The organism is Paenibacillus sp. P36 (genome assembly GCF_045866505.1).
Classification (GTDB): domain Bacteria; phylum Bacillota; class Bacilli; order Paenibacillales; family NBRC-103111; genus Paenibacillus_E; species Paenibacillus_E chondroitinus.
In genome coordinates this window covers 6,190,602-6,216,395 of record NZ_AP038372.1, presented here as the reverse complement: position 1 = coordinate 6,216,395, position 25,794 = coordinate 6,190,602, and the positions used below count along the sequence as shown (strand labels likewise).

The 25,794-nt window shown below is 47.3% G+C and carries 19 protein-coding genes; 11 read left to right on the top strand and 8 right to left on the bottom strand.

The window, feature by feature from the left end; translation table 11 throughout:
- The first annotated feature begins 33 nt into the window (after positions 1-33).
- Entirely contained in the window at positions 34-1,410 is a 1,377-nt protein-coding gene (locus tag ACKTT9_RS27665; protein WP_407868441.1) for a sulfatase-like hydrolase/transferase, read from the top strand.
- Here ACKTT9_RS27665 and ACKTT9_RS27660 read toward each other — a convergent pair.
- Positions 1,407-1,868 (bottom strand): nuclear transport factor 2 family protein, encoded by a 462-nt coding sequence (locus tag ACKTT9_RS27660; RefSeq protein WP_157319361.1) that lies wholly within the window; start codon positions 1,866-1,868, stop codon positions 1,407-1,409. The two genes, ACKTT9_RS27665 and ACKTT9_RS27660, sit on opposite strands and share 4 nt — an antisense overlap.
- A gap of 301 nt (positions 1,869-2,169) precedes the next feature.
- Between ACKTT9_RS27660 and ACKTT9_RS27655 the strand changes: the two genes are divergently transcribed.
- The 5 genes from ACKTT9_RS27655 to ACKTT9_RS27635 all read left to right on the top strand — a co-directional run bounded on the left by ACKTT9_RS27655 (position 2,170) and on the right by ACKTT9_RS27635 (position 6,712).
- Positions 2,170-2,523: a Na-translocating system protein MpsC family protein gene (locus ACKTT9_RS27655; protein ID WP_127455782.1), complete on the top strand. Its 354-nt coding sequence runs from the start codon at positions 2,170-2,172 to the stop codon at positions 2,521-2,523.
- A gap of 413 nt (positions 2,524-2,936) precedes the next feature.
- The gene (locus ACKTT9_RS27650) at positions 2,937-3,983 is read left to right on the top strand and encodes a Nif3-like dinuclear metal center hexameric protein (protein WP_407868440.1); all 1,047 of its coding nucleotides are present in this window, start codon (positions 2,937-2,939) and stop codon (positions 3,981-3,983) included.
- A 24-nt stretch (positions 3,984-4,007) separates the two neighbouring features.
- Positions 4,008-5,057, top strand: coding sequence for an ABC transporter substrate-binding protein (locus ACKTT9_RS27645; RefSeq protein ID WP_407868439.1), 1,050 nt, complete (start codon positions 4,008-4,010; stop codon positions 5,055-5,057).
- Positions 5,058-5,061: 4 nt separating this feature from the next.
- Entirely contained in the window at positions 5,062-5,841 is a 780-nt protein-coding gene (locus tag ACKTT9_RS27640) for an ABC transporter ATP-binding protein (protein ID WP_407868438.1), read from the top strand.
- Positions 5,822-6,712, top strand: coding sequence for an ABC transporter permease (locus ACKTT9_RS27635; protein ID WP_407868437.1), 891 nt, complete (start codon positions 5,822-5,824; stop codon positions 6,710-6,712). Before ACKTT9_RS27640 ends, ACKTT9_RS27635 begins: the two co-directional genes overlap by 20 nt.
- Before the next feature lie 667 nt (positions 6,713-7,379).
- Here the strand turns inward: ACKTT9_RS27635 and ACKTT9_RS27630 are convergent.
- From ACKTT9_RS27630 to ACKTT9_RS27615, 4 genes are all read right to left on the bottom strand, one after another.
- Positions 7,380-8,795 (bottom strand): S-layer homology domain-containing protein, encoded by a 1,416-nt coding sequence (locus ACKTT9_RS27630; RefSeq protein WP_407868436.1) that lies wholly within the window; start codon positions 8,793-8,795, stop codon positions 7,380-7,382.
- 168 nt (positions 8,796-8,963) lie between these two features.
- Entirely contained in the window at positions 8,964-9,821 is an 858-nt protein-coding gene (locus tag ACKTT9_RS27625) for a carbohydrate ABC transporter permease (RefSeq protein ID WP_127455907.1), read from the bottom strand.
- Positions 9,822-9,841: 20 nt separating this feature from the next.
- Complete coding sequence (locus ACKTT9_RS27620; protein ID WP_127455908.1) at positions 9,842-10,729, bottom strand: carbohydrate ABC transporter permease; 888 nt, start codon at positions 10,727-10,729, stop codon at positions 9,842-9,844.
- Positions 10,730-10,819: 90 nt separating this feature from the next.
- A complete protein-coding gene (locus tag ACKTT9_RS27615) occupies positions 10,820-12,076 on the bottom strand; it encodes a sugar ABC transporter substrate-binding protein (protein ID WP_407868435.1) in 1,257 nt (418 codons plus the stop codon).
- 421 nt (positions 12,077-12,497) lie between these two features.
- On the opposite strand from ACKTT9_RS27615, the gene bglX reads away from it, so the two are divergent.
- From bglX to ACKTT9_RS27600, 3 genes are all read left to right on the top strand, one after another.
- Positions 12,498-14,660: a beta-glucosidase BglX gene (gene bglX, locus ACKTT9_RS27610; RefSeq protein WP_407868434.1), complete on the top strand. Its 2,163-nt coding sequence runs from the start codon at positions 12,498-12,500 to the stop codon at positions 14,658-14,660.
- Between the two features lie 31 nt (positions 14,661-14,691).
- A complete protein-coding gene (locus ACKTT9_RS27605; protein ID WP_407873131.1) occupies positions 14,692-18,036 on the top strand; it encodes a GH36-type glycosyl hydrolase domain-containing protein in 3,345 nt (1,114 codons plus the stop codon).
- Positions 18,037-18,135: 99 nt separating this feature from the next.
- Complete coding sequence (locus ACKTT9_RS27600) at positions 18,136-19,101, top strand: LacI family DNA-binding transcriptional regulator (protein ID WP_127455911.1); 966 nt, start codon at positions 18,136-18,138, stop codon at positions 19,099-19,101.
- 149 nt (positions 19,102-19,250) lie between these two features.
- Here the strand turns inward: ACKTT9_RS27600 and ACKTT9_RS27595 are convergent, their stop codons facing one another.
- The gene (locus ACKTT9_RS27595) at positions 19,251-19,724 is read right to left on the bottom strand and encodes a GlcG/HbpS family heme-binding protein (protein ID WP_407868433.1); all 474 of its coding nucleotides are present in this window, start codon (positions 19,722-19,724) and stop codon (positions 19,251-19,253) included.
- Between the two features lie 114 nt (positions 19,725-19,838).
- The gene (gene blaOXA / locus ACKTT9_RS27590) at positions 19,839-20,630 is read right to left on the bottom strand and encodes a class D beta-lactamase (RefSeq protein ID WP_407873130.1); all 792 of its coding nucleotides are present in this window, start codon (positions 20,628-20,630) and stop codon (positions 19,839-19,841) included.
- A 147-nt stretch (positions 20,631-20,777) separates the two neighbouring features.
- Between blaOXA and ACKTT9_RS27585 the strand changes: the two genes are divergently transcribed.
- Positions 20,778-22,160 (top strand): PLP-dependent aminotransferase family protein, encoded by a 1,383-nt coding sequence (locus ACKTT9_RS27585; protein WP_407868432.1) that lies wholly within the window; start codon positions 20,778-20,780, stop codon positions 22,158-22,160.
- A gap of 38 nt (positions 22,161-22,198) precedes the next feature.
- Here the strand turns inward: ACKTT9_RS27585 and ACKTT9_RS27580 are convergent, their stop codons facing one another.
- Entirely contained in the window at positions 22,199-23,569 is a 1,371-nt protein-coding gene (locus tag ACKTT9_RS27580; RefSeq protein ID WP_407873129.1) for a catalase, read from the bottom strand.
- 425 nt (positions 23,570-23,994) lie between these two features.
- Here ACKTT9_RS27580 and ACKTT9_RS27575 point away from each other — a divergent pair, with 425 nt between their 5' ends.
- Positions 23,995-25,605 (top strand): extracellular solute-binding protein, encoded by a 1,611-nt coding sequence (locus ACKTT9_RS27575; RefSeq protein ID WP_407868431.1) that lies wholly within the window; start codon positions 23,995-23,997, stop codon positions 25,603-25,605.
- The last annotated feature ends 189 nt before the right edge of the window (positions 25,606-25,794 follow it).

Below are 25,794 nucleotides of genomic sequence, written 5' to 3'. Positions count from 1 at the left end.
GAAGGCAAATTTGGGGAAGGCTGGTGCTAAATCATGCAGGCTGCTAAGGGACCGAATGTCGTTTTTCTTATTTCAGACGATCATCGCGACGAGGCGATAGGTGCTTTCGGAAACACGGTTCTACAGACTCCCGTATTGGATGGATTAGCGAATAGCGGCGTCTCGTTCAGGAATACGCATATTTTCGGAGGATTAACGGGCGCTGTCTGTGCCCCTAGCCGGGCGTGCGTTAATACGGGAAAAGCCATTTTTCACACCATGGTCGGACAGGAACTGCACAAATGTATGCACTCTTCAGACATTCGTCCCGACATCCAATTAATGCCGCAAACGCTGCGGGAATCGGGTTATTATACGCATGCGGTCGGTAAATGGCATAACGACAAAGCGAGTTTTGCGAAAAGCTTTGATGGCGGTGATAAGCTGTTTTTTTACGGTATGAGCCCGCATACCCAAGTGCCTGTCCAAGACTTCGATCCAACGGGCGCGTATTCCAAGGAGCGGGAATATATCGAAGAAACGTTTTCGACACAATTATTTACCGATGCCGCCGTGCAGTTTGTTGAAGCCTATGAGGATGAGAGCCCGTTTTACCTGTATGTGGCGTTTACGGCACCTCATGATCCACGAACAGCGCCGGAGCCTTATGCTTCCATGTATCGTCCGGACGATATTCCGCTGCCTGCTAACTTTAGCCAGGAACACCCTTTTGACAATGGGGAAATGTTGGTTCGTGATGAGAAGTTGGCTTCCCAGCCTCGGGATGCGGAGGAAATTCGCCAGCATATCGCAGACTATTATGCGATGATCACTCACATGGATGCGGAGATCGGGCGGATCGTGGAAGCTCTGAAAGTGAAGGGCATCTATGAGAACACGCTTATCGTGTATACCGCTGATCATGGGTTAGCCCTTGGGCAGCACGGTCTAATGGGGAAGCAGAATCTGTATGAACATAGCGTTCGAATTCCCCTCATTATGTCTGGGCCTGGCTTGCCGCAAGGCAGACAGATTACGGGACTTTCCAGTAATATCGATATTTTCCCGACGGTGGCTGCAATGACTGATGTGGAGCTTCCGGAAGGAACGGAGGGCCTTTCATTGCTCCCGCTCGTCTCAGAGGAAGGGGAATCCATCCGAGACGTTGTATGTTCGGTTTACAAAGATGTGCAGCGCATGGCGATGGATGGGGAGTGGAAGCTCATCCGTTACTACCGTTCGCCCCTTACGGGATTAGGAACCGATCGTGTACAGTTATTTAATCTGATTGACGATCCTTGGGAAACGACGGATTTATCCAACGATGCGATCGGCGAAGAACCGATGGAACAGCTTAATGCTGCACTCGAGGACTGGATGCGAGTGACCGGCGACTTTCTCGCAGGCAGCCCTGGTTCGCTAATTGATTAAAGCCCTAGCTCGGAGAGGCTCGGATAGTTATCCGGACGACGTCCCAAGGGCCAGTGATATTTCCGTTCAGCCTCGGTGATCGGCATATCATTAATGGAAGCGTAACGGCGCTGATTCAACCCTTTGGCGTTAAACTCCCAATTCTCATTCCCGTAAGAACGGTACCATTGGCCGCCGTCGTCATGCCATTCATAGGCGAAACGTACGGCGATGCGATTGCCGCTGTAGGACCATAGTTCCTTAATGAGTCGATAGTCCAACTCCTTATTCCACTTTCTCGTGAGAAATTCGATGATCTCGGTTCTTCCCACAGGGAATTCGACTCGGTTCCGCCAGCGGCAATCCTCGGTGTAGTCTAATGCAACCAGTTGAGGATTACGTGTATTCCAGTCATCTTCGGCTTTTCGGACTTTAGCTGTGGCCGTTTCCAATGTAAATGGCGTTAAAAAAATTCGCATACTAGTGCTCCTTTGTAATATTCCCTTCTCATAAGGGAGACATAGTCATATGCACCAGTATATGTGCTTGCAATTTAGGTGTGTGACATGAAAACCTCTTATTCCTCTTCCGAGTGAAGGTGAATGGGAGGTTTTTTTATTAGTCCAAATAAGAGCCTGCAGTTCCCCTTCGGTGAAGAAATAGCTTTTTTTCACAAATAGAGGGCTCCGGTTCCCTTCCAATCAAGAGTTAGCGGAAATCTTAATTCTCGCTAAGTTCCTTGTGATATAATGGGAGAAAAAATGGTAGGGGAGCGGTTGGATGAAGCATTCATACTCGCCCGGCGAACTGAAACAGGAAATTATTAAGATCTATAATTCTATCAATCAGGAAATATTCGGAACCGGTATCAAATCGCAAAAGGTTGACATATCAGGGGACAAGGTGTTTATTTTTGCCACGCACAAGCGTATACCGGCTTTGAAAATATTGGATGGTTCGAATCGGAGTTTGACCGCTAGCGTGGACATTCTGCTTATGGAAGCCAACAAGCGCATGCTCAAGCAGCAGATTGAGAGTAAGCTTGGCCTGGAGGTTAAGCTGGTGCTGAAGGATTATGACCCGGAAACGGAATTATCAGGTACTGTGATTTTGTTTAAAGAGCCTTTGGAATAGTTGTGTTATATAACGTGACGTGAAATGGCGTTTTGAACGGAAGTTTTCAACTTCTTATTGACATGAACTTTATTTGTTGTTATATTTACTGACATAACATTTGAAAAATATTTTTGTATACAATATGCAATTACCAAAGTATTTTTCGTGAATTTATGCTATGATGGCAGTGTAAGCGTTTTACAGGAGGGAGCATTAAGGGTCGAATCCTTGTGTGAACAAGAGATCAGATGCCATAGTGCTGCTCTTTACAAACCTATTTTCATGCAGGTGCTAAGGAACTCCAATTTCTGGAGAGCTTTACGACCGCTACTAATGACACTATCGGATTCTTTAAGTCCGTATGCTCATAAGTAGCGGTTATTTGTTATTTGGCAAGTTAGAAAAAGCAGCAGGAGAAAGGAAGGGCGCAAATGAAGCAAATCCAAAAGCAAACGGATGTAGGACAAGTACTTGAGGCACTGAATACCATTTCTAGAGGAAGGATGGTGATGGATTGGAATGAGATTACTTCGGGAACGAACCCGTACGTTGTTATGAAAACCTCGAATATCCCGGGCAAAAGTGTTATTGAAATTCCTGGTCTCATTTTCGGCGATAAAAAGCAACCGGTCAAGAAAATCGGTGTGGGCATGACCCTGACCGAATCAGTGATCGAGCTGGCCTCAGCCATGAAGCTTGACCTCATTGTTGTACATCATCCCGTTGCAGACGCCGCCAGCTCAGGGGGAGTGCCATTCTCGGATTATTTGCCTTTATACAATTTGGCGCTGATTGAAATGCACGAAGCGTTCCACGGGCTGCATCCCGGCATGACATTTTTGCATGGTCATCGCAAATTGAAGACGGACATTGCCTTCGGCGGAATTCCGGGCAACATTTTACATAAAGGAATAGCTTTGGAAGGGATTAAGACGGCGGGCGACATCCTGGAACGTATCCATCGTTTGATGGGGAGAGAAATGGATGATGACATTCTTGAAGCAGAACGGGCAATCCGCGGAGAGAACTCCCTGCAAGAAGCGACGCTTGCGAATCCGGCACAGCTGCTAAGCGGCACGGTGAATAGTCCTGTAGAGCATGTCCTGCACTTTTTCCCGCATACCGGATTTTCCATGAGCAATCTGGAAACGGCCTTGGACATGTATCCCGAGACCGACACGATTATTGCGAGCATCAGCCGGGTGAGAGAGGATCATGCTTTTGTTGACCTGGCCAAACGGCGCGGGCTTAATTTTATCGTCGGCAATTCGCATTCCGTTGAACTTATGGAGAATGGGCTTCCACTCGCGTATGCCTTAGAAATGCTGCTCCCTGACGTTGAAGTATTTTTGCTCAGAGAGCGTATAACCGCTGTTCCCCTGAAGGACGTAGGCCACAAGGTGATGGTTGATTATGGGAAAGAAATGGCGGAGACACATTTGGTGACAAAACAGCCCCAGGTTGTACAATTCCTATAAACATTGTTGAAAGGATGACTGCTCATGCTAAAAATGAAGAAAACCGCCATTATTTTATTTGCCGCTATGCTCCTGACAGCTGCCACTGGATGTAGCTCGACAACGTCTTCGACAACTGCGCCCGCCGCAGCAGCGGAGAAGAAGAAGGAGGAAGCTCTGCAAACCGTCAAGTTTTCTGAGGTTATCCGTTCCGTTTTTTATGCGCCGCATTACATTGCTATGGAAAAAGGTTTTTTTAAAGAGGAAGGGCTGAACGTGGATATGAATACCGCGCAAGGCTCGGACAAAGGAGCGGCTGCACTAATCGCCGGCGTGGCCGACATTTCGCTTGTCGGACCCGAGACCGCCATCTACATTTATAACCAAAAAGGCGATAAAACACTCAAAATCTTTCACCAACTCACGATGAAGGACGGCTCTTTTTTACTCTCTCGCAATAAGGTTGATAATTTCAAATGGAGCGACTTGGGAGGCAAGTCGGTCATTGGCTGGAGGCCTGGCAGTGCGCCGCAAATGGTGCTGAACACGAAATTGACGCAAGAAAAGGTTGCTCAGACGGACGTTGTGACGAATATCGCCTCGACGGCCATGGCGGGAGCTTTCACAAGCGGCAAAGGGGATTACATTCAAGTCTTCGAGCCTATCGCGTCCAGCTTGGTGAAGGAAGGTAAAGCTCATTATGTTGCTTCAGTTGGACAGGATTTTGGTGCTTTCCCTGAAACTTCTTATGTGGCCACCTCCGATTACATAAAGAAAAACCCTGTCATTATCCAGAAATTCGTCAATGCCGTAGTCAAAGGTCGAGCATGGATGCAAACCGCATCTCCGGACGAAATCGCTAACGCATTGATGCCGTTTTTTGATGGAACGCCCAAAGACATTATTATTCAATCGGTTGACCGGTACATGAAGCAGGATACTTGGCCGGCCGTGCCGGAATTGAATGCCCAGCAATTTGACACGCTGCAAAAGGTACTGATCGATAACGGTGTGCTGAAACCCGAACAGAAAGTAGCTGACATCAACGCTGTTGTGGATATGAGCTTTGTGAAAAAAATCGGGAAGGCGGAATAGACAGATGGCGCAAATTGAATTGCAGGATGTTTGCCTCAGCTATTTTACTTTGAAGCAAGAGACCGAGGCGATACGCAAAATCAATATGTCGATTCAAGCGGGTGAGTTTATTAGCATTGTTGGCCCAAGCGGTTGCGGGAAGAGTACGATGCTCTCTCTGATCTCCGGCATGTATAGACCAACAAAAGGCAATGTGTTGATTGACGGGCAGGAAGTGATCGGCACTTCGCCCAAGGTGGGATATATGCTGCAGCATGATCATTTGTTTGAATGGCGCGATATTTTGAGCAACTTGCTCGTTGGCGCTGAGGTACGCAAGATGGATTTGCAGAAAGCAAGGCGGAAAGCCATGGAGCTTCTGGACCGCTACGGGTTAGGCGGCTTTGCCCATCATAGTCCGGCACAGCTCTCAGGCGGGATGCGCCAAAGAGTCGCCTTAATCCGTACGCTCGTGACGGAACCGGACATTTTGCTGCTCGATGAACCGTTTTCCGCTCTCGATTATCAAACGCGGATAACGCTTAACGATGAAATTTTCAAGATCATCAAAGATCAAGGGAAGACCGCCGTGCTTGTCACTCACGATATATCCGAGGCCATCAGCATGGGAGACCGGGTCATGGTCATGTCCAAGCGGCCAAGCACGATTTCATCCGTTTACAATATTGAGCTTGGTAAGGGAGAGACGTTGACTCCGTGGAACAAACGAGAAGCGGCCGGTTACAATGAATACTTTAATCAAATTTGGAGGGAGTTGGAAGGACATGTCGTCACTGCCGGTTAGTGAGCCAAGTATAGGTTCAGAAGCGAGAAAGGAACAATCGATGGCCTTGATTGCGGAAATTCCGGAAAAGGCAGCGTCAGTTCAATACGGACAATATCTTCGGGTTCAAAAGCGCAGGCTGTGGGCGGTTCGCCTAACCCAACTGTTGGTACTCATCTTGTTCCTGGGGCTGTGGGAATTTGCCGCCAATATGAAGTGGGTGGACTCCATGCTAACCAGCAAACCCTCGCAAATTGTCCACTCCTTTCAAGAGCTTGCCTTTCATGGCGATCTGTTGAAGCATACATGGACTACAGCCGTTGAAACCTTCATCGGTATCGTCGTGTCCATGCTGTTCGGTACGCTCGTAGCAGTTGTGTTCTGGTGGTCAACCTTTGCTTCCAAGGTATTGGAACCGTACGTCGTCGTATTGAACGCATTGCCAAAGGTTGCGCTTGGGCCTATCTTTTACATCTGGCTCGGAGATAAGTACTCGATTTACGGGATGGCCATGGCCATATCGGTCATCGTCACCATTATTATGGTGGAGAGCGGGTTTAAAGAGATTAGCAAAACAAAGCTTAAACTCATGGAATCCTTCGGTGCAACCAAGGCGCAGATGCTAAGGATGGTGCTGCTGCCGGCAAGTATACCTAACTTGATTGCTACACTAAAAGTCAATGTCGGTTTGACGCTGGTCGGCGTCATTATGGGAGAATTCCTGTCCTCTAAAGCGGGACTCGGTTATTTGATTATCTACGGTGGCCAAGTTTTCCAAATGAACATGGTCATGGTGAGCATTGCGATGTTGGCGCTTCTATCCATTATTATGTACGGATTAGTGAATGTAATCGGACGGTTTGCGAAGAAAAAGTATCACTTTGAAGCGTAGTTTGTTAATCAATTTCGATAAGGCAAGAGATGGATAGCGTGAGGAGGCTTCGAGTGATAGCTCGGAGCTTTTTATTTTTCGTTGTAAAGACGGCTGTGCAGCAAAGTTAAAGGGCCACGTTGCATGACATACAACGTAATGGTGTGGTCAGACCGCGATTGCGGTCTTTCGTTGCACAACATACAACCATTTGTTGCAAAAGGTGAACTGTAAGCGGTTTAAATGCAACAATCGTTGTATAAAGTGCAATATAGAGGCGAAGTGAGGCCCCTTTACGGCCAGATGGTTGCGCAAAATACAACATAGCTGTTACAGTCGCAGTTATCGCTCTAGCGGTTCCTCTAGGTGGCCAACCAGCTTAGCTCTCCTGAGGATGCCCCCTCCGCCAAATGTCTTAGGAACGCTGAATTTTTAGCGGCGTTGGGTGTTCTCCACCGCCAAAATTCGCTCCCACTGTGCTCTTAACAAGCTAAACTACGGAGGGAAATTAATTCCTCCAACGATTCCTTTCGCATCTACCTTGACAAACGCGTTCGTCCTAAAAGGACGACGAAGTCGTTTATCCTTGTTTTATGGGGCGGGGATTCTGGAGGCGGACGGAGTATAGGTAGCTCCATGTTAAAAAAAGAGAGGCGCTGAACGCGTCCTCTCTCTGCAGTCATGTATCTTATTTATTGTTCGGCAGCGCTTTGACAGCTGCAACAGCATTGTTTGCGATTTCCGTTGCATCAACACGGGTAATGTCAGCTTTTGGATTAAAGGTGCCATCTGGATTTAATTTAACGATTTTAAGAGCGATCGCTGTTTGAATGGAACCTGAGTGTAAAATGTCGATCTGGTCATTGTCTTTAATATCAACTGGAACAACCTTGATCATAGGCAATTTGCCGCTTGATTGAAGCGTCTGAACGAGCAGGTTTGTGAATGACTCACGAGTCATTTTGGAGTTCGGGTCAATCTTGATGTTGATGTCTGAACCAACGAGTCCAAGTGTTTCTGTGATCAGTCTTACGCCTTCCGTAGCAGTAATGGCTGCACCTGGATCTGAATGCACTTGGTGAGATTTCAAATAGTCAACAACGTTAGTTGCAATTTCAGTTGCATCAGCACGAGTAATCTCAGCTTTAGGATCGAACTTGCCATCCGAATTCAACTGCACGGCACCAATGGCAATCGCTGTTTGGATAGCGCCTGTATTTAAGATGTCGATCTGGTCGTTATCTTTGATATCAACTGGAACGACCTTAATCATAGGCAGTTTACCGCTTGATTGAAGCGTCGTAACGAGCAGATTCGTGAATGACTCACGAGTCATTTTGGAGTTCGGGTCAATCTTGATTTGAATGTCTGTATCAACAAGTCCCAATGTCTCCGTAATCAGCTTCACACCTTCTGTTGCTGTAAGGGCTTCAGTTGGAGCCGCTGGCGCTTGGTGAGCTTTCAAATATTCAATGGCGTTGAAAATTTCTTCTGCTGCATCCGCGCGAGTGATTTCGGCTTTTGGATTCATTTTTCCATCTGCACTCAATTTGATCACCCCATAGTTAATTGCGCGCTGGATGGAGCCGGAATATTCAACGTTAATTTGATCGTTATCTTTAATATCTGCAACAACCGGATTAATCAGCGGCAGCTTACCGTATGTTTCCATAGCGTGAATGAGCTGATGTGTGAACTGTTCGCGGGTTAAGGTTGCATTAGGGTCTAAATCTTTTGGGAGCTCAACATTGTTAACGGCAGCCGTGATAAGCGCATTGGCATACCAAGCATCATTAGTAGCTTTAACGAAATAATCAGTTGCTTTTGGCTCTTTTACGAATTTCACCAAATCCAGATTGAGTTTGAATGCATTAACAAGCAATTGAACGCCTTGGGCTTCTGACATCGCCGCTTGAGGAGCAAACAACTCAGGCGTGATACCGGATACGATACCGCTTTGTTGTAGGGCCATGATTTTGTCCTTGGCTGCAACTTTATCCAAATCTGTAAAGCTCGGCGCTGCTGCGAAGCTTTGTCCTACAAGTGTTAAAGAGAAAACAGCAGTGGCTGCTGATAGAGTCATCGTTTTGAATATTTTTTTCATAAATTTCACCTCATAATAGTTTGTTTATTTCTTTCACAATCTCATAAACGGCGGGCTGAAAGAAAAGGTTGCAAACTTTTTTTAAAATATTTGAACGACTCTCACAAGGTGATCTGTTTTGTCGTACAAAAAAACTGGAAAGCCGCATGGGCTCGCCAGTTCGTTCACTTACTTCATGCCTGAAGTGGTGTAATTTTCTATAATGTGTCTTTGGAAAATGATGAAGATGACAATGATCGGAGCGACCATCAGGGTAGCGCCGGCCATCTGTAAAGCAAAGTTTTGGTTGGATTGGCTTTTTAACAAAGAGAGGCCAACGGACAAGGTGTATAGCTTCTCATCGTTCGCGATGATCAAAGGCCAGAGGAAGCTGTTCCAGCCCGCGATGAAGGTCAGAATGCCCTGGACGGACAGAATCGGTTTCGAAATCGGCAGCACGATTTGTAAAAAGGTACGGAATTCTCCGGCACCTTCCATACGGCCGGCTTCGAGCAATTCATCCGGAATGGTGACCATGAATTGTCGGAACAAGAAGATGCCGAACGCGCCGACAAGGCCTGGCAAAACAATACCAATCATCGTGTTTGTCAAATGCATCGCATTAAGGATGAGATAAACCGGAATCATGGTTACCTGTCCGGGAATCATCATGGTCGCGAGCACAATGTAGAAGAGCGCCTTGCTCCCTTTGAAGTGATATTTGGCAAATCCGAAGCCCGCCATAGCGTTCAGAAACATCCCGAAGAAGGAGAAAACAACGATACTGAGCGTATTCCCCAGATAGACACCGAAGTTCATGCTGACGAACAGCTTTTTCACATTAGCGAGCGTAAAAGCATTAGGCCACAGTGTAGGCGGGATGCTGAGCACTTCGCTTTCCGATTTGAAGGTTGACAAGACCATCCAAATAAATGGCAGCAGCATCGCGAGCCCGAATACAGTCAGAACAATGCCGGCTAACCATTGGAGCAGCCGATCGTTCGATCCCGAACCTGCTGACGGGGTTGATGCAGATTTTGCGGACATGATTTATGCCCCCTTTCTCATTAAAGATCCGTGTCTTTGTTCTGGAAACGGAATTGAATCAGTGTCACGATGATGATGGAGAAGAACAGAATGAATGATCCAGCTGCCGCATAACCGAAGTGGCTTAATTGGAAACCATTGCGATAAATGAACAGGGCGACGGAAGTCGTGCTGTCTAAAGGACCGCCTTGAGTCATAATGAAAGGCTCCTCGAAAAATTGCAGCCAACCAATCATCGTTGTGATCGAAACGAAAAAGATGGCAAAACGCAGCATCGGGATCGTAATGTACCACATTTGCTGCAAACGGGTCGCCCCGTCTAGCTCCGCTGCTTCATAGTTGGATTTCGGAATCCCTTGCAGACCGGCGATGAAAATAATCATATTGAGGCCAATGGCTCTCCACAACGCTAGTAATATCAGCGATATTTTCGCAACGATAGGGTGGGTCAACCAAGGAACAGGTCCAAGGTGAACCAATTTGAGCAAGTAATTTAATAATCCGAATGTCGGATTGTACAGGTAGAACCATACGACAGCGACGGCAACAACGTTGGTCACGGAAGGTAGGTAATAGACGACTCGGAACGCTTTGAAGATCCGGGAAGTTCCGAAATTAATAAGGATAGCGACGCCAAGTGAACAGAGGATAACCAGAGGAACCCCGATCACAACGTAGAACAACGTATTGTAGATCGCTTTTATAAAAATCGAGTCAGAAAGTACATCCTTGTAGTTTTGCAGACCAATGAACTTGATGTTCGAATAATCGGCTAATCCGGCCAAATCCATATTCGTGAAGCTGATCACCAAAGCAATCAGGATCGGTATTACAGAGAATAAGGTTAATAAAATAAGGGTTGGAGCAATAAAAAAATAGGGCGCTCTTTTGGCGGCAGATCCCTTCATGACAAATCCTCTCCTTTCCGAGGGATGAAGTGCTTGCAGCATTGAACAGCTAACCGACAAAAGCCGGCTAGCTGTGTAGTAGAATTATCGTTATTTAGAAAGGATGGATTCGGATTTTTTGTTGAAAGCATCCAATTCGGTTTGAACGTTAGCGCCGCCGCGATAAATATTTTCAAAAGTTTTCAAAAAGTTTTGAGCGATTTCTTCCCAAGATTTGATCAGAGGCATCGGCTCAGAAGCGTTCATTTGTTCCCCAATCACTTTGTAATTCGCATCGTTCGTTAGAGCAGGATCTTCCCAAGCTTTCTTCGTTGCTGGCAATGTGTTAGTTAGTTTCAGCCACTCCAACTGTGTTTCAGGCTTGCTCATATAAGCTATGAACTTGAGAGCTTCGTCTTTATGCTCTGTGTATTGGAAGACGGACAGATCCGAACCGCCTAAGGCAGAGATGTTGTTTTGTTTCTTAGGCAGAACTGCTGTTGCCCATTTATCCTTAATGTCAGGAGCTTGATCATTGATCAGTTTGATCATCCATGGTCCGCTGATGAACATTGGCGCAATCCCTTTTTGGAATGCCGGAACGATATCCATGCCAAGGTCTTTCGGTGCAGAGCCATTTTTGAAGAAGCTGTTTAAGTAATCAACTGCGCCAACGAATTCAGGTTGGTTGAAAAGAGGTTTGTTACCGTCCAGCAGTTTGGAACCGTTTTGACGTGCGAACATGAATTCTAAGGACTGTTCTTTTGGATCGATGCTAATTCCGTAGTTGCCGTTGCCGCGTGCAGCCAGTTTCGTAGCGGCGTCGGACAGCTCGTCCCAAGTTTTCGGTGCTTCGTTATAACCAACGGATTTTAAGAGATCAGTGCGATAGTAAAGGACACGAGTATCGATATACCAAGGAACACCAACGACCGTGTCGCCTTGTTTGGTTGTGTTGACGGCTCCAGGATAGAAGTTCGCTTCAGCGAATTCGGGATATTTGCTCAATTCCGGCTTCAAATCCATCAATGCTTTGGCGGATGCGAATTCCGGAATCCAGGTCGTCCCCATTTGAAGGACGTCTGGTCCTTTCTTGGAGGCAACGGCTGTCAGGAGTTTGTCATGCGCCGTGTCCCAAGGCAGAGCTTGTACATTGACTTTAATAGTTGGATTTTCTTGCATGAATTTTTCTGCGATTTTCGGAAGCGATTTGGCTTCTTCCCCCATACCCCAAACATTCAATGTGACTTGCGAGCCGCCTGCTGCTGGATTTCCAGAGCTTTGCGGCGTGCTTTTCGAAGCACATCCTGTAAGAACTCCCGCTACCAGCAAAGTGCCGGCCATTACTGTGGTGATTGATTTACGCATTTCCTTTTCCTCCCAGTTGTTCTTCATTTGTTTAATAGGGTGCACGCTTATTCATGAAAATATTAGTTATATATACACATTTTTTAACCGGATACTTTCAGGAATAAAATCAGATTCCCTACTAAATAATAGAAATACAATACGTTATACTATAAATCTGCGAAACGTTTCGATTTGCTATAAAAAATATCTCATAATCTCTCTTTCAGTCAATAGAAACGTTTCGATGTCATTATAAAACAACTTGATATCGTTTTCAACTAGTTATTTTTAAACAATAAAAACGTTTTGATTACTGAAAATAGTCTTCGTTAATAGGTTGACGACATTTTTTATAGTGTTTATAATATGAATCGAAACGTTTCGATCTCTGTATTATTCAGATTGAAATCAAATGAATGAGGCCAAAGGAGGCATCTTGATGACGGATCAACAATTGAATGCCCTGCTTAAGGAGCTCACTTTGGAAGAAAAAATATCCCAACTGCTGCAGTTGGCCGCGCCTTTCTTCGAAGGGTCGGGAACCGAGGGGCAAATAACCGGCCCTATGGCGGCTATGGGTATTAACGATGACATTGTAAAAAATACAGGCTCCGTGCTCGGGTTGTCAGGCGCAATAGAAACGATCGGCGTACAAGAAGCTCATATGAAAAAAAACCGTTTGGGAATTCCGCTGCTTGTGATGGCGGATATTATCCACGGTTATAAAACGATATTCCCTGTTCCGCTGGCAATTGCGTGTTCGTGGGATTTGGAAGCGGCTGAACAAAGCGCGGCAATCGCTGCGGCGGAAGCGTCCGCTGCCGGGGTTCATGTTACGTTCTCCCCTATGGTTGATTTGGTGCGAGATCCCCGCTGGGGACGTGTTATGGAAACGACGGGAGAAGATCCTTACCTGAACGGTGAGTTTGCAAGGGCTTTTGTCCGCGGCTATCAAGGAAAAGATTTGAAGAACGACCTAACTCGTCTTGCTGCTTGCGTGAAGCATTTTGCCGCTTATGGAGCAGGGGAAGGCGGCCGCGATTACAATACGGTCGACATGTCCGAACGCCAACTGCGGGAATATTACCTGCCAGCTTACAAAGCGGCACTGGATGAAGGTGCAGAGCTTGTGATGACGGCGTTCAACACGGTAGATGGCATTCCAGCCGCAGGCAACAAGCGGTTAATGCGCAATTTGCTGCGCAAGGAGTGGGGCTTTGACGGTGTTGTCATCTCCGATTGGGGCGCAGTGAAGGAAATGATTCCGCATGGCGTGGCTGCCGATGAAGCGGAAGCAGCCTGCAAAAGCCTGCTGGCGGGTGTCGATATTGAAATGATGACCACCTGTTATGAGGATCATCTGAAGCAGCTTGTGGAAAGCGGAGAAGTAGATGAAGCTTTGATCGACGAAGCTGTTCTGCGCATTCTAGAGCTGAAACAGAAGCTGGGACTGTTCGATAATCCATATCGAGGTGCGAATGTGGACCGCGAGCGTGAGATTGTCATGAGCGCGGAGCACCGCCAGGCAGCGCGTGATTTGGCTGTAAAGTCCTGCATACTTTTGAAAAACGAGTCTGTGCTTCCGCTTAAAAAGGAACAAAACATCGCGTTAATCGGTCCTTTTGCCCAAAACGGAGATATCCTTGGCCCATGGTCGTGGCTAGGTTCAAAAGACGATGCCGTTCAGTTGTATGACGGCTTGAAATCAAAAACGTCCCGCATCGTTACGGCTCAAGGCAGCGACATTGAAAGCATGACGGAAGAGCAATTAGAGGAAGCAGTAAAAGCGGCGCGTGATGCTGATGTGATCGTGCTAGCCCTTGGCGAGCACTCTGATATGAGCGGAGAAGCGGGCAGCCGGTCTAATATCCGCTTGCCGGATGCTCAACTGGAGCTGACGGCCAAGTTGAAAAGCCTCGGCAAGCCGATGGTGGCCGTGTTATTCAATGGCCGTCCGTTAGATCTTCACGGTGTGTACGACGTGGCGGATGCCGTGCTGGAAGCTTGGTACCCGGGAACGGAAGGAGGCGCGGCAATTGCGGACCTTCTGTACGGGGACAGCCAACCATCGGGAAGGCTCACGATGTCGTTTCCTTTTTCCGTTGGCCAAGTTCCCGTCTATTACAACAACTTCAACACCGGACGCCCGCAGGGAGCTCCTGATGCTCAGGTGCGTTATGTTTCTCAGTACTTGGACATTCCAAACGCGCCGCTTTATCCATTCGGCTACGGTTTGAGTTATACGACATTTGCTTATAGCGACGCTTCGATTTCATCAGATAGAATGGCTTTCAATCAGACGCTTAAGGTGACGGTGAAAGTTGAAAATACGGGAGATGTCGCCGGAGAAGAAGTCGTTCAGCTCTATGTGCGCGATCTGGCTGGCGAAGTGGTTCGACCGTTAAAAGAGTTAAAAGGATTCCGCAAAATTAAGCTGCAGCCGGGCGAAGCTCAGGAAGTCGCTTTCATCTTGACGGAGGAGCAGCTTCGCTACCATCATTCCGACTTGTCCTATACAAGCGATGCCGGGGAGTTCGCTGTTTTCGTAGGTCCCAATAGCCGGGATGTTTTGCAGGCACTTTCATTTCGATTAACAAAGTAAAAAGTAAGCAAGTGGAAAGCGAGTGAACAACATGGCAGCTGCCGAACAGGCGGATTTTCAACTGAAGTCGGGCAATTTGCAATTTTCCTTCCTTAGCAGCGGGGATATTCGCGAAGTGATGTATAAGAACATAATGATAAACCAATGGGTGGCCAATCCCGTTGATGGATCTCTAAATAACCTGTATTTGCGCGTACATTCGGCTGATGGTATCAAAATTGTACCGTTAATGGGCGCTCGCTCGGTTAGCAGGGTACAGTACTCGGCATCCAAAGTAGCTTGGCAAGGTTTCGCTGAAGGACTCCATTACGAATTAACGTTTCATCTGACACCTTATGACATATGGTTTTGGGAAATCCAGGTGAAGGGGGAAGACGCGGAAGTTGATGTCATATACGGTCAGGATGTTGGCCTCGCTGACAAAGGTGCCGTACGCAGCAACGAAGCTTATTTATCCCAATATATCGACCACGCGGTTTTTGAAAATGGTACAAACGGATATGCCGTCTGCTCCCGTCAAAATATGCCGCAACAAGGGGCATTCCCCTATTTGCAGCAAAGTGCTTTAACCAAGGTAGTAGGCTACTCGACCGATGGTTTCCAATTCTACGGGTTATCGTACAAGGAAACGAACGTACCTGAAGCGTTAATCCAAAGTAGCCTGGCGAACGAAGTGTACCAGTATGAATTCGCGTTTACGGCGCTGCAATCTGAACGTGTGAAAGTGAACGGTACGGCACGTTTTGTGTTCTACGGCTTGTTCAAACCTGATCATCCGGAGACACTTCAAGGACTGGAATATCAGTCTGAAATCACGCGTGCCTGGGAAGAAGCTGGCGCTCAAAGCCATGTATTCAACCAGCAGCTCGATAAGGTGACTTTATTCGGGAATATAGGTGAGCCGCTGACCACCTTGTCAATGAACCAAGCTGAGATTGAACGTTATTTCCCGAACAGACACCAGGAAGAGTTTGACGGGGAGAGGCTGCTAGCCTTTTTCACGGAAACCCATGAACACGTCATTCTGAAGGAAAAAGAGCTGCTCGTAGAGCGCCCGCACGGTCATATTCTCATGTCTGGCGATAATGCTCGCCTGAAGGAAGACGTCATGACGACCACTTCGTATATGTATGGTATCTTCAATTCGCAGGTGGTAGTGGGCAACACGTCGTTCAACAAAATGCTCACAAATGCACGGAATGCCTTGAATGTGATGAAAACTTCAGGACAACGCATGTATGTGGAGATTCAAGGCCAATACCGTCTGCTCACGATGCCGTCGATGTTTGAACTTGGTTTCAACTATGCGCGCTGGTATTACAAAATGGCGGACGATACGCTTGTTATCACGAATCTGACGACCGTTGATACGCCGGAAATCCATCTGCAAGTTCGTTCCGAAAGCGGCAACAAGTATCGTTTCCTCGTAACGAATCAGATCACGATGAACAACAACGAATACGAATCACCGTTTAGCTGCAAGCAAGAAGGGCAAACGTTGTCTTTCTATGCGTCTCCCGAGTCCGACAGTGCGAAGGTTTGGCCGCATCTATGCTACCGGGTGCGTGTTGCCGGCGCAGATATGCAAGTAGGCAATGAAACGCTGATTGCGCAAAATGTTCAACCCCTTGCCGCTTCTACGGTCGTCATGGAGCTTGGCGCCAGCAGCGAATGGAGCCTAACCATTCAGGGGCTTCTGCGGGATGAAGATCTGCCTTTCACAGAAGTTAATGCTGCTACTGAGATTGGCCGTTACAGGGACTTTTTTGCCAGCGTGATGAACGGGTTCCAACTATCGCAAAACGGAGAAATTGCTGAAAGTTTGGAGAAAGTTAATACGCTTGCTTGGTGGTATACGCACAATATGCTGGTCCACTACTCCGTCCCTCACGGTTTGGAACAGTATGGCGGCGCTGCTTGGGGAACACGCGATGTGTGCCAAGGACCGGCTGAATACTTCATGGCTACGCAAAAATATGGTGAAGTGCGCGATATTCTCAAAACCGTCTATGCCCATCAGTACGAAGACGACGGCAACTGGCCACAGTGGTTTATGTTCGACCGCTATGCGGCGATTCAGCAGGAAGAAAGCCATGGCGATATCATCGTGTGGCCGTTGAAAGTATTAAGTGATTATTTGGCGGCTACCAAAGATTTCGGGATTTTACAAGAGAAGGTTCCATATACGAAGCGGCATGTGTTCGAGTTTACGGAAGAGCCAGCAACGTTATTAGATCATGCCAAAAAAGAGATTGATTACATCAAGCATCACTTCCTTCATGGCACTCATCTTTCTTCCTATGGCGATGGCGATTGGGATGACACGCTTCAGCCTGCCAATGCGCAGCTAAAGAAATACATGGTCAGCAGCTGGACGGTTGCTTTGACCTATCAGGTGTTCAATCAATTGTCCGCGGCGCTTCTAGAAGCTGATGAACAGATGGGGGTTGAACTAAGGGATTTGGCAGCTGGCATTCAGGCTGATTTCAATAAATATATGCTGGGAACGGACGTCATCCCGGGCTTCTTGTACATGGAGCAGCCAGGCAAAGCAGAACTGTTGCTGCATCCAACGGATAACAAGACGGGGATTCAATATCGCCTGCTCCCGATGACGAGGAGTATGATCGGTGAGCTGTTAACAGAGGAACAGGCTATTTCGCATTACAATCTTATTAAAAAAGAGCTGTATTATCCGGACGGTGTCCGCTTGATGAACCGCCCTGCCAACTATGTCGGCGGTATCAGCACGAACTTCAAGCGAGCTGAGCAAGCGGCTAACTTCGGCAGGGAGATCGGACTGCAGTACGTGCACGCTCACATCCGTTTTGTCGAGGCCATGGCCAAATTGGGCAAAGCCAATGAAGCCTGGAAGGGGCTCGAGATGATTAACCCGGTCGGAATCCGCGGTGTAGTGCCGAATGCGGAACTGCGTCAAAGCAATACCTACTTCAGCAGCTCGGACGGGAAGTTCAATACGCGTTACGAAGCGCAGGAGCGTTTTGGGGAGTTGAAAGAAGGTACTGTGCCGGTCAAAGGCGGATGGAGAATTTATTCCAGCGGTCCGGGAATTTATATGAACCAGCTCATCTCTAACGTCCTCGGTATTCGCATGGAAGGTAGCGATCTTGTCCTGGATCCAGTGCTTCCGCAAGAATTAGACGGGCTGCAGTTTGATTTTCAAGCAGCGGGACGTCCGGTGACGTTCATCTATCACTTGGAAAATCGTTCGGCAAGTTATGTGACGGTAAACAAGAAAGCCGTGACTGCCGAAGCAACCGCCAACCGTTATCGCCAGGGTGGCCTTCGCATCAGCGCGCAGGATCTTCAAACGCTTTTAAGTGAAGAAACAAATGTGATTGATGTGTATCTGTAAGAAAAATTGGCGATCTTAAGGATCGCCTTTTTCCTTTTAAAAAGTGCTTTATGATATAGTAAGAAGAAAACGAAAGTGTAGATGTTAGGAGCGGTTTTTGTGATCAGCATTAAAGATGTTGCCAAAAAAGCGGGCGTTTCAATCTCGACCGTGTCCTATGCGCTCAACGGAAACCCCAAAGTGACGGAGGAAACGAGTGCAAGGATCTTGAAGATAGCCAGCGAGCTGAACTATGTTCCGAATGCCGCGGCAAGAACGTTGAAGAAACGGGTCTCCAAAATCATCGGTGTTTATTTGACGGATTTTAGCGGAGCGTTTTACGGGGAAATCTTGCAGGGGATGAAAGAGGTACTGAATAAACGAGGTTATGATCTGATTGTCTGCAGCGGCTCCTACTCTCACCGTTTGCTGCCGCAGCGTATGATTGACGGGGCTGTTGTCTTGGACCACTCGTTCGCTAGCGAAGAATTGCTGCAATTGGCGGACCGCGGACATAAATTGGTTGTGCTGGACCGTGAATTGAACCATCCGAACATCAATCATGTTCTTCTGGACAATAAAGCGGGGGCTACTTTGGCTGTCGAATATCTGATCGAAAGAGGCCATCGGAAACTGTATGTCGTAACGGGACCGAAGGATTCCTACGACTCCAGACAGCGGCTGCAGGCAACGAAACAATCCATTGAGCGGAATTCTGATCTGATTTATGTCGAGATCGAGGGGAATTTCAATAAGGATTCCGGGGAACGAGCCGCCGAGCAAATTATGCGGGAATACCAAGAACCGGTTGCCGTTTTTTGCCTGAACGATGAAATGGCGATTGGCATGTACAATACGTTGATGAAAACGGATTTCCGGATTGGCGAACACATCCATATCATCGGTTTCGACAATATCGAGCTGACACAATATACTCAGCCGCGCCTCGCGACGATTGATTACTCCAAACGCAAGTGGGGTGCTTTGGCATCCGAGCAGCTGATTAAGCTGATTGGGGAAGAAAAAGTGGAGCATGAGCGGGTATATGTGAGTCTGGTTAAGGGCGAGTCGGTTGGAAAAGGGTGAGCCGAGCTTGTTTTCCATATTTAATGAAACAACAGCGGCTTTCTAGGACTTTTTCGAGTCTTCGTTTGCCGCTGTTTGGTTTTGAGGTGAGCGAAGGGTAAAAATTTCTTTATATTACATATTTACAAAAAAATGGATTACAGATACATCTATCGGTAAGATTGATTGGAGCCTATACGGGCGCTAGCCGTCCAAGGATCTCTAGCTCCATGCATCGTGCTATTGAAGGCATTAACTGCGGCAGTGGCTACTTCAATATCTTGCGCACTTGTGCCTCCGCTTACACCAATACCGCCAATGACTTTGTCGTAATGGATGAGAGGTATGCCTCCACCCAGAATGGTCACTCTGCCATGATTGGTCGTGTTGATCCCAAATGAGGGAGAGCCTGGGAGTGCTGATTGCGCAAGGTTGGCTGTCGGCATTTGCATGGCAACGCTAGTCCAAGCTTTCCCTTGCGAGATTTCGATCCCGGCAATTCGCGCGCCGTCCATCCGATGGAAAGCGATCAGGTTCGCGCCTTCATCAACAATCGCGATATCGCTGTTCAGCCCCATTTGCCGAGCCTTCTGTTCGGCGACTTCCAATAAATATTTTGCCGTTTCTAACGTAAGATTGTACATCACATTCACTCCTCGGAATTTGGATACTCCGATATTGTATGGTCATTCCCCCAACGGGGTGAATTCAATCATAGGAGGTGCCAATTCGTGATATGATGAGAAGTAGAGTGAGACTCATAAAATATGCAATTGCTTGAGACACTCGAGGGTGATCGTCTTAGCGGTCGTACCACTGTTATCCACGTTGGTGGCGAATACCCATGAGGTCTTATTCGTCTCCACATAGCCGATATACCATCCGAGTCCCATATCGGAAAGCCTTGTCCCTGTTTTACCATGAACGGTGTATGCGTCCTGTTCGTTATCGATCATGATGCGTTTGACCGTTTTCATCGTTTGCTCATGGAACGGCAGCGTTTCTTCCACGAGATTCTCTATGAACTCAACTTGCTCTTGTGCGGAGATCGTTAAGCTGCTATTCAACCAGAATTTATCGATGCCACCACTAATGTCTTGATTGCCATACCCAATTCGATTGAGATTACTTTGCATCCGTTCAGGGCCAATGTCCCGAGCCATGGCTTGGTAATACCAGATAGCGGAATTTCGCATAGCGGAAGCTAACGTATGATCGCGATTCCAGACGTCGAATTCCCGGACGATCCCGTCCCAGCGTTTGACTTCGTACTCATCCTCTACGGCATGTTCCTCCAAGCCGATGAGTGCATTAGCAACTTTGAATGAGGATTCGGGTGTGAAACGCTGATTGCTCCTCTGGAGATTATAGGTATACATGTTATCCGTCTTCAAATTTTTGATCACGATTGTACCTGTTATTCCATGGAATAATTCTTCTACATGAAGTTCCTTGTTGCCGGGCTTGGCGCTAGCCGAATTCGCAAAACTGGCGAAAGAGCCTGTACTTGTAAAAAGCAGGACAATAAGCAGTAGAACAATAACCTTCATTTTTTTCATCATGCATCACTCCTCTTTGGTTTAAAATGGTAACAATTGACTTTCTTCACGTTGAGTATACGAGGAATGGCATGCATTTGATAGGGTAGTATTCTTGAATTGTACCCTTACAGTTGGGAAGAAGAGGGGATGAACCCTATGCTATATGAAGAGATTGTGGATCAGATGATGAAGCACATCGAGGAAGGGATTTTGAAGCCGGGGAACAGGCTGCCTTCTATTCGTGCTTTAACGCAGGAATTCGCTTGCAGCAAAAATACGGTCATGAAAGCTTATGGCGAGTTAGAGAAAAGGCATATCATCTATTCGGTGCCCCAGAGTGGCTACTACGTCGTGGAGGGTTATCGAAGACGGGAAAAGTTGGAGGGAGTACACGGTACAATTGACTTCCTTTCGGCTGGACCTGATCGGCATGCGATGCCTTATCGGGATTTTCAACACTGTATCAATCAAGCTATTGAACGCTACAAAGAAGAGATGTTCACGTACTCGGACATTCAAGGGCTTGGATCGCTTCGCGTCCAGCTGGCCAAGCATTTGCAAGAGCTTCAGGTGTTTACAGTGCCTGATAAGATTTATGTCGTTTCCGGTTCGCAGCAAGCCCTGCATCTGCTTCTATCCCTGCCTTTTCCGAATGAAAAACGTCATATCTGTTTGGAGCAGCCTACACATGCCGGGTTTATTGAATCTATTCGTCAGCATGGAAGCGAGACTTATGGTATAGAAGTAGGAAGCGAGGGGATCGATCTAACGCGGTTGGAGCAGCTTTTCAAACATAACGATATCAAGTTGTTCTACACAGTGTCCAGATTCCACAATCCGACCGGCTACAGCCATACGAATGAAACGAAGCGAAAAATCGTCGAATTAGCGCAGCAATATGATGTGTATATTATTGAGGATGACTATATGGGCGACCTGGACTCGAATGCCAAGGCTGATCCGATGTTTGCCTATGATCCTTCCGGAAGAGTGATTTATGTCAAAAGCTTCTCGAAAGTGATGCTGCCCGGCCTCCGACTTGGCTTAGCCGTACTCCCTGATGCCTTGCGGGAAGATTATCTGCGAGCTAAGTTCGCTGCAGACGTACATACGCCTATGCTGACGCAAGGAGCGCTTGAGATTTACCTTCAAAGCGGAATGTTCAGTGCTCACATTGAACGTATGAGGAAACTGTATAGCAAGAAGGCTGCACTCCTGCAGCAAGCTTTCCGGAAGTGGCTGCCTGCTGTCGCCACCTACTCGGGTTCCTTATCCGGCTTCTATTCCACCATTGAGTTGCCGTTGCCGATGAAAGCGAAGCAGCTTCAGGAATACCTGAAGCATCAGAATGTTTTAGTGGATCATGCAGAGCGCATGTATCTCTCTGATTTTTCCAAAGATAACGTGATTCGGCTTAGTATCTCTCAAGTGGATGAGGATTTGATTGAGCGAGGCGTTCAGATGATCGCAAAAGGGATAACTGAGCTGCTAGGCAGGCGGACGGAAGTGAGATTTGTGAGTGGAGATAAAAAAAGATGACCCCTATGCCATATAGGAATCATCTACGGTTGATTTAATTATCCTTGTTCATGCTGTTGAACGGCTCGAGCTACCCGCTCTCCTAGTTCGGTAGAGGCATTGTAGAGATAGTTCAGAACAATGTTTTGCGTATTCTTGGATATGCCGGACAGATCGCCAGAGAGATTAGCAACCAAGTGATCTTGCTGCACAGGAGAGAGCGAGTAATAATACTGGCCCGCTTGCGTAAAATCATCCTGCTTCGGGATGTCCGATCGCATGAGATGGCCTTCTATGTATCTTCCATTCCCGCTGGTTACCAACGAATCGGGGGACCAGTTGGCCTGGTGGTTAATAGGAACCTTACGGAAATCCGGCCCCATTCGCCGGCGCTGAGAATCCCAGTAAATATTGTTGCGTCCTTGCAGCAGCTTGTCGTCTGACATTTCGGCACCTTCCAATAAATTGGCGGGTGAAAAAGCTATTTTCTCCACTTGCTCCATGTAGTTATCCGGATTACGGTTCAGCACAAGCCGGCCTACTGGCTGCAGCGGATATTGCCGTTCATCCCAAACTTTGGTATCATCCAATGGATCAAATGGAAGAGATGTTTCATCCGCGGGGTTCATCAGCTGTACGTAAAGTCCGTATTCAACCGTGTTTCCCGCTGCTAAATGATCGTATAAATCTTTGCCTGCGAAATCCGGGTTCTCCGCTGCAAGCTGAGTGGCTTCGCGACTGTCTATGTATTGCACGCCGGCAAAAGGAACCCAATGATATTTGACATACGTACGGGCGCCTGCTGCATTCTTCCAAACATAAGTGTTAACACTGTGTCCAGGGGTGTGACGGAAACTCTTAAGCGTACCGGCGTCGGAATAGAGCCAAAGAAGAAAATGCGTGGCCTCCGGTGTTCTCGCTATGAAGCTCCATAACCGCTCGGGATCGATGAGATTATTTACCGGTGAGGGTAAGGAGGCTTTAATAAACTCTGGAAAGCGCATGGCGTCGCGTACCGCAAAAACGGGGATGTGATTGCAGAGGAGATCAAAAACACCTTTTTCCGTATAAAACTTGGTGGAGAAGCCACGTACATTGCGGGAAGTGTCCGGGGTACCCTTGTTGCTGACAGCAAACGAGAACCTCACCGTGATAGGGACCTGCTGACCAGGACTTTGAAGAAAACAAAGCTGAGTGTATGCCGCCATGGAATGGACGGTCTGAAAGTACCCGAAAGCGCCGTATCCTTTGACGTGTACCGGCCTTTCAAGAATCTTTTCATGGATAAAAGTTTCCAATGTTTCATGCAGAACGCTGTCCTGTTCCAGTACGGGACCTCGGTCACCGACAGTTTGCGAATGATGGGTAGCCGGTTTAACAGTTGACCATTGTGTAGGGGAATGACCATGACGCTGCTGATCATTTATCATAGGCTGCGATGGCTGGATGGAAGGTCTTCGGGGAAATTCTTTATTATCTTTCATCATTGTACCTCCTGTATCAAACAGTCAATTCTCCCTGATCTCTTATTATTTATGTTGAACATCCCTGCACTTATGACAATACTTTATGGACGAAATCGCTTACGTAGCGGGAGATTGATCTTTGACAATTGTAATTAAAAAGTTACAATGTGTATGTTTTGCTCTGGCTAAAAGGTTTACAAAAATCACATATTCGGTAGTAGACTTAATGGGGGAACCGGATTTGTACAAACCATCCTGACCTGGATCAGGGGGGATATGAGGTCTTTGACAGCACAAAATCGACATATTTACTAAAACGTCAGCAAAGTTTAATCTTCAATTTGTAAGCGCTAGCAGCTTTCAAAGATGACCATAAGGGAGGACATGCAATGTTGAAGAGAAAGAAGCAAGTCGTGGCGTCCGCACTCGTGTTAGCGGTATCACTTTCCGTATTAAGCGGCTGCGCAACTAAAAAAGAGAATGAAAGCGCCGCAAACGGGAGTGCAAGCTCGAAGGCAAGCACAGTGAATAAAGAAGGGTTCCCGATCGTGAAGAATCCGCTGACTTTATCGATCATGGCTCCGGATATGGGGATTCAGAACTGGAAGGATATGCCGGTTATGCAAGAGATGGAGAAGCTTACGGGCATCAAGATCGATTACCGGAATGCTCCTCGTGACAGTTTTGATACGAAGAAAAACCTTGTTTTTGCAAGCGGCGATTACCCGGACATTTTCTTCGCATCGAAACTGACACAAGCGGAAGAGCTGAACTACGGAAGCCAAGGCATCTTGATTCCTTTGGAGAAGCTGATCGATGAGTACGCTCCGAATATTAAGAAAGTGTTGGCCGATAAACCGGATATTCGGAAGTCGATCACAGCACCGGACGGACATATTTATTCGCTTCCACGCATTGAACCGTTCCAGCCGTGGTACCGAAATCCGATGTGGTACAACGGCAAGATGCTGAAGGAGCTCAATGTGACGAAGCTGCCGGAGACGACGGATGAGCTGTATGATTTGCTGAAGCGTGCGAGAGATGAAGATCCGAACAAAAATGGCAAAAAGGATGAAATTCCGTTGTCCTCTTCCTCAGGCATCAAGCTGAGAGATATCCGTACGTGGCTTCTTGGCGCATTTGGAGCCTATGAGGAAGAATTGTACGTGGATGATAAAGGAAAAGTTCACTATACACCGGCTGAAGACGCTTATAAAGGCTACGTAACGTACCTCAATAAGCTCTGGGCTGACAATCTTCTGGATCACGAATCCTTTTCACAGACGGATGATCAGAAGAAAGCGAAGATTAAAAACGATCAAGTGCTGCTGTTCTCCGACTGGCATGCTTACATGTCCCATGGCGGGAAGCCTAACACCGAGGACGTTATGTTCAGCCCGGTTCGCAGTGACAAGGTAAGCGCTCCGGCCATCGCGAGCAATAAAGGTTTCTCGACAGGCACATTTGCAATCTCCAAATCCAATAAATCTCCAGAAGCATCGATTCGTTGGGTAGACTATATGTACTCACCGGAAGGCCAAATGCTGTTCAACAAAGGGCCAGAGGGCATTCTCTGGAAATATACGGACAGCACGAAGAGCAAAATTGAGTACCTGCCAGTACCGAATGGTGAAGATAGAGAGACTTATCGCTCCAAGATTACACCTAACTTCGGTATCGCTTCACCAATGGTTGTACCGGATGAGCCTGTGAAGGACGATTTCGCGAAATGGGTGGAAAATGAGTCCAAAACCAAACTGCTGGACCGTGGCGCACGCGTACCGTTCCCGGCATTATACTTGACGGAAGCGGAATCTGGTGAAGTTGCGGCACTGCGCTCCGATCTCACAACTTATGTTGCGCAGATGGAAGCGAAGTTTACTACTGGACAAGAATCGCTGGACGGCTGGGACAAGTATGTACAAACGCTGAAGAAAATGGGGTCGGACCGATTCCAAGAGATTTATCAAAAAGCGTATGATCGTTGGAAAAACAGCTAGTGAATGACTGAACGAATAGAAGCGGGCGTAGAGGTGAAGTTGACCTTTACGCCTTTTTTATGTGAATCTTTAAATTCTGAGGGGTGAGTTCTCCCGTATGAACGAAATAAGGGAACTATGAGCCGTTATTTTCCTGAAAAAGCAGTATTTCCATCTGGGAGGGGAACTACGGGGCGTTATTTTGGCGAT

What these genes read in the sequence shown, in the direction of transcription:
- ACKTT9_RS27640 (WP_407868438.1), top strand. Translation starts at nt 5,062, where the DNA reads ATGGCGCAAATTGAATTGCAGGATGTTTGCCTCAGCTATTTTACTTTG.
- ACKTT9_RS27665 (WP_407868441.1), top strand. Translation starts at nt 34, where the DNA reads ATGCAGGCTGCTAAGGGACCGAATGTCGTTTTTCTTATTTCAGACGAT.
- bglX (WP_407868434.1), top strand. Translation starts at nt 12,498, where the DNA reads ATGACGGATCAACAATTGAATGCCCTGCTTAAGGAGCTCACTTTGGAA.
- ACKTT9_RS27655 (WP_127455782.1), top strand. Translation starts at nt 2,170, where the DNA reads ATGAAGCATTCATACTCGCCCGGCGAACTGAAACAGGAAATTATTAAG.
- ACKTT9_RS27585 (WP_407868432.1), top strand. Translation starts at nt 20,778, where the DNA reads ATGCTATATGAAGAGATTGTGGATCAGATGATGAAGCACATCGAGGAA.
- ACKTT9_RS27605 (WP_407873131.1), top strand. Translation starts at nt 14,692, where the DNA reads ATGGCAGCTGCCGAACAGGCGGATTTTCAACTGAAGTCGGGCAATTTG.
- ACKTT9_RS27635 (WP_407868437.1), top strand. Translation starts at nt 5,822, where the DNA reads ATGTCGTCACTGCCGGTTAGTGAGCCAAGTATAGGTTCAGAAGCGAGA.
- ACKTT9_RS27575 (WP_407868431.1), top strand. Translation starts at nt 23,995, where the DNA reads ATGTTGAAGAGAAAGAAGCAAGTCGTGGCGTCCGCACTCGTGTTAGCG.
- ACKTT9_RS27660 (WP_157319361.1), bottom strand. Translation starts at nt 1,868, where the DNA reads ATGCGAATTTTTTTAACGCCATTTACATTGGAAACGGCCACAGCTAAA.
- ACKTT9_RS27630 (WP_407868436.1), bottom strand. Translation starts at nt 8,795, where the DNA reads ATGAAAAAAATATTCAAAACGATGACTCTATCAGCAGCCACTGCTGTT.
- ACKTT9_RS27615 (WP_407868435.1), bottom strand. Translation starts at nt 12,076, where the DNA reads ATGCGTAAATCAATCACCACAGTAATGGCCGGCACTTTGCTGGTAGCG.
- ACKTT9_RS27595 (WP_407868433.1), bottom strand. Translation starts at nt 19,724, where the DNA reads ATGTACAATCTTACGTTAGAAACGGCAAAATATTTATTGGAAGTCGCC.
- ACKTT9_RS27620 (WP_127455908.1), bottom strand. Translation starts at nt 10,729, where the DNA reads ATGAAGGGATCTGCCGCCAAAAGAGCGCCCTATTTTTTTATTGCTCCA.
- ACKTT9_RS27580 (WP_407873129.1), bottom strand. Translation starts at nt 23,569, where the DNA reads ATGATAAATGATCAGCAGCGTCATGGTCATTCCCCTACACAATGGTCA.
- ACKTT9_RS27650 (WP_407868440.1), top strand. Translation starts at nt 2,937, where the DNA reads ATGAAGCAAATCCAAAAGCAAACGGATGTAGGACAAGTACTTGAGGCA.
- ACKTT9_RS27645 (WP_407868439.1), top strand. Translation starts at nt 4,008, where the DNA reads ATGCTAAAAATGAAGAAAACCGCCATTATTTTATTTGCCGCTATGCTC.
- blaOXA (WP_407873130.1), bottom strand. Translation starts at nt 20,630, where the DNA reads ATGAAGGTTATTGTTCTACTGCTTATTGTCCTGCTTTTTACAAGTACA.
- ACKTT9_RS27625 (WP_127455907.1), bottom strand. Translation starts at nt 9,821, where the DNA reads ATGTCCGCAAAATCTGCATCAACCCCGTCAGCAGGTTCGGGATCGAAC.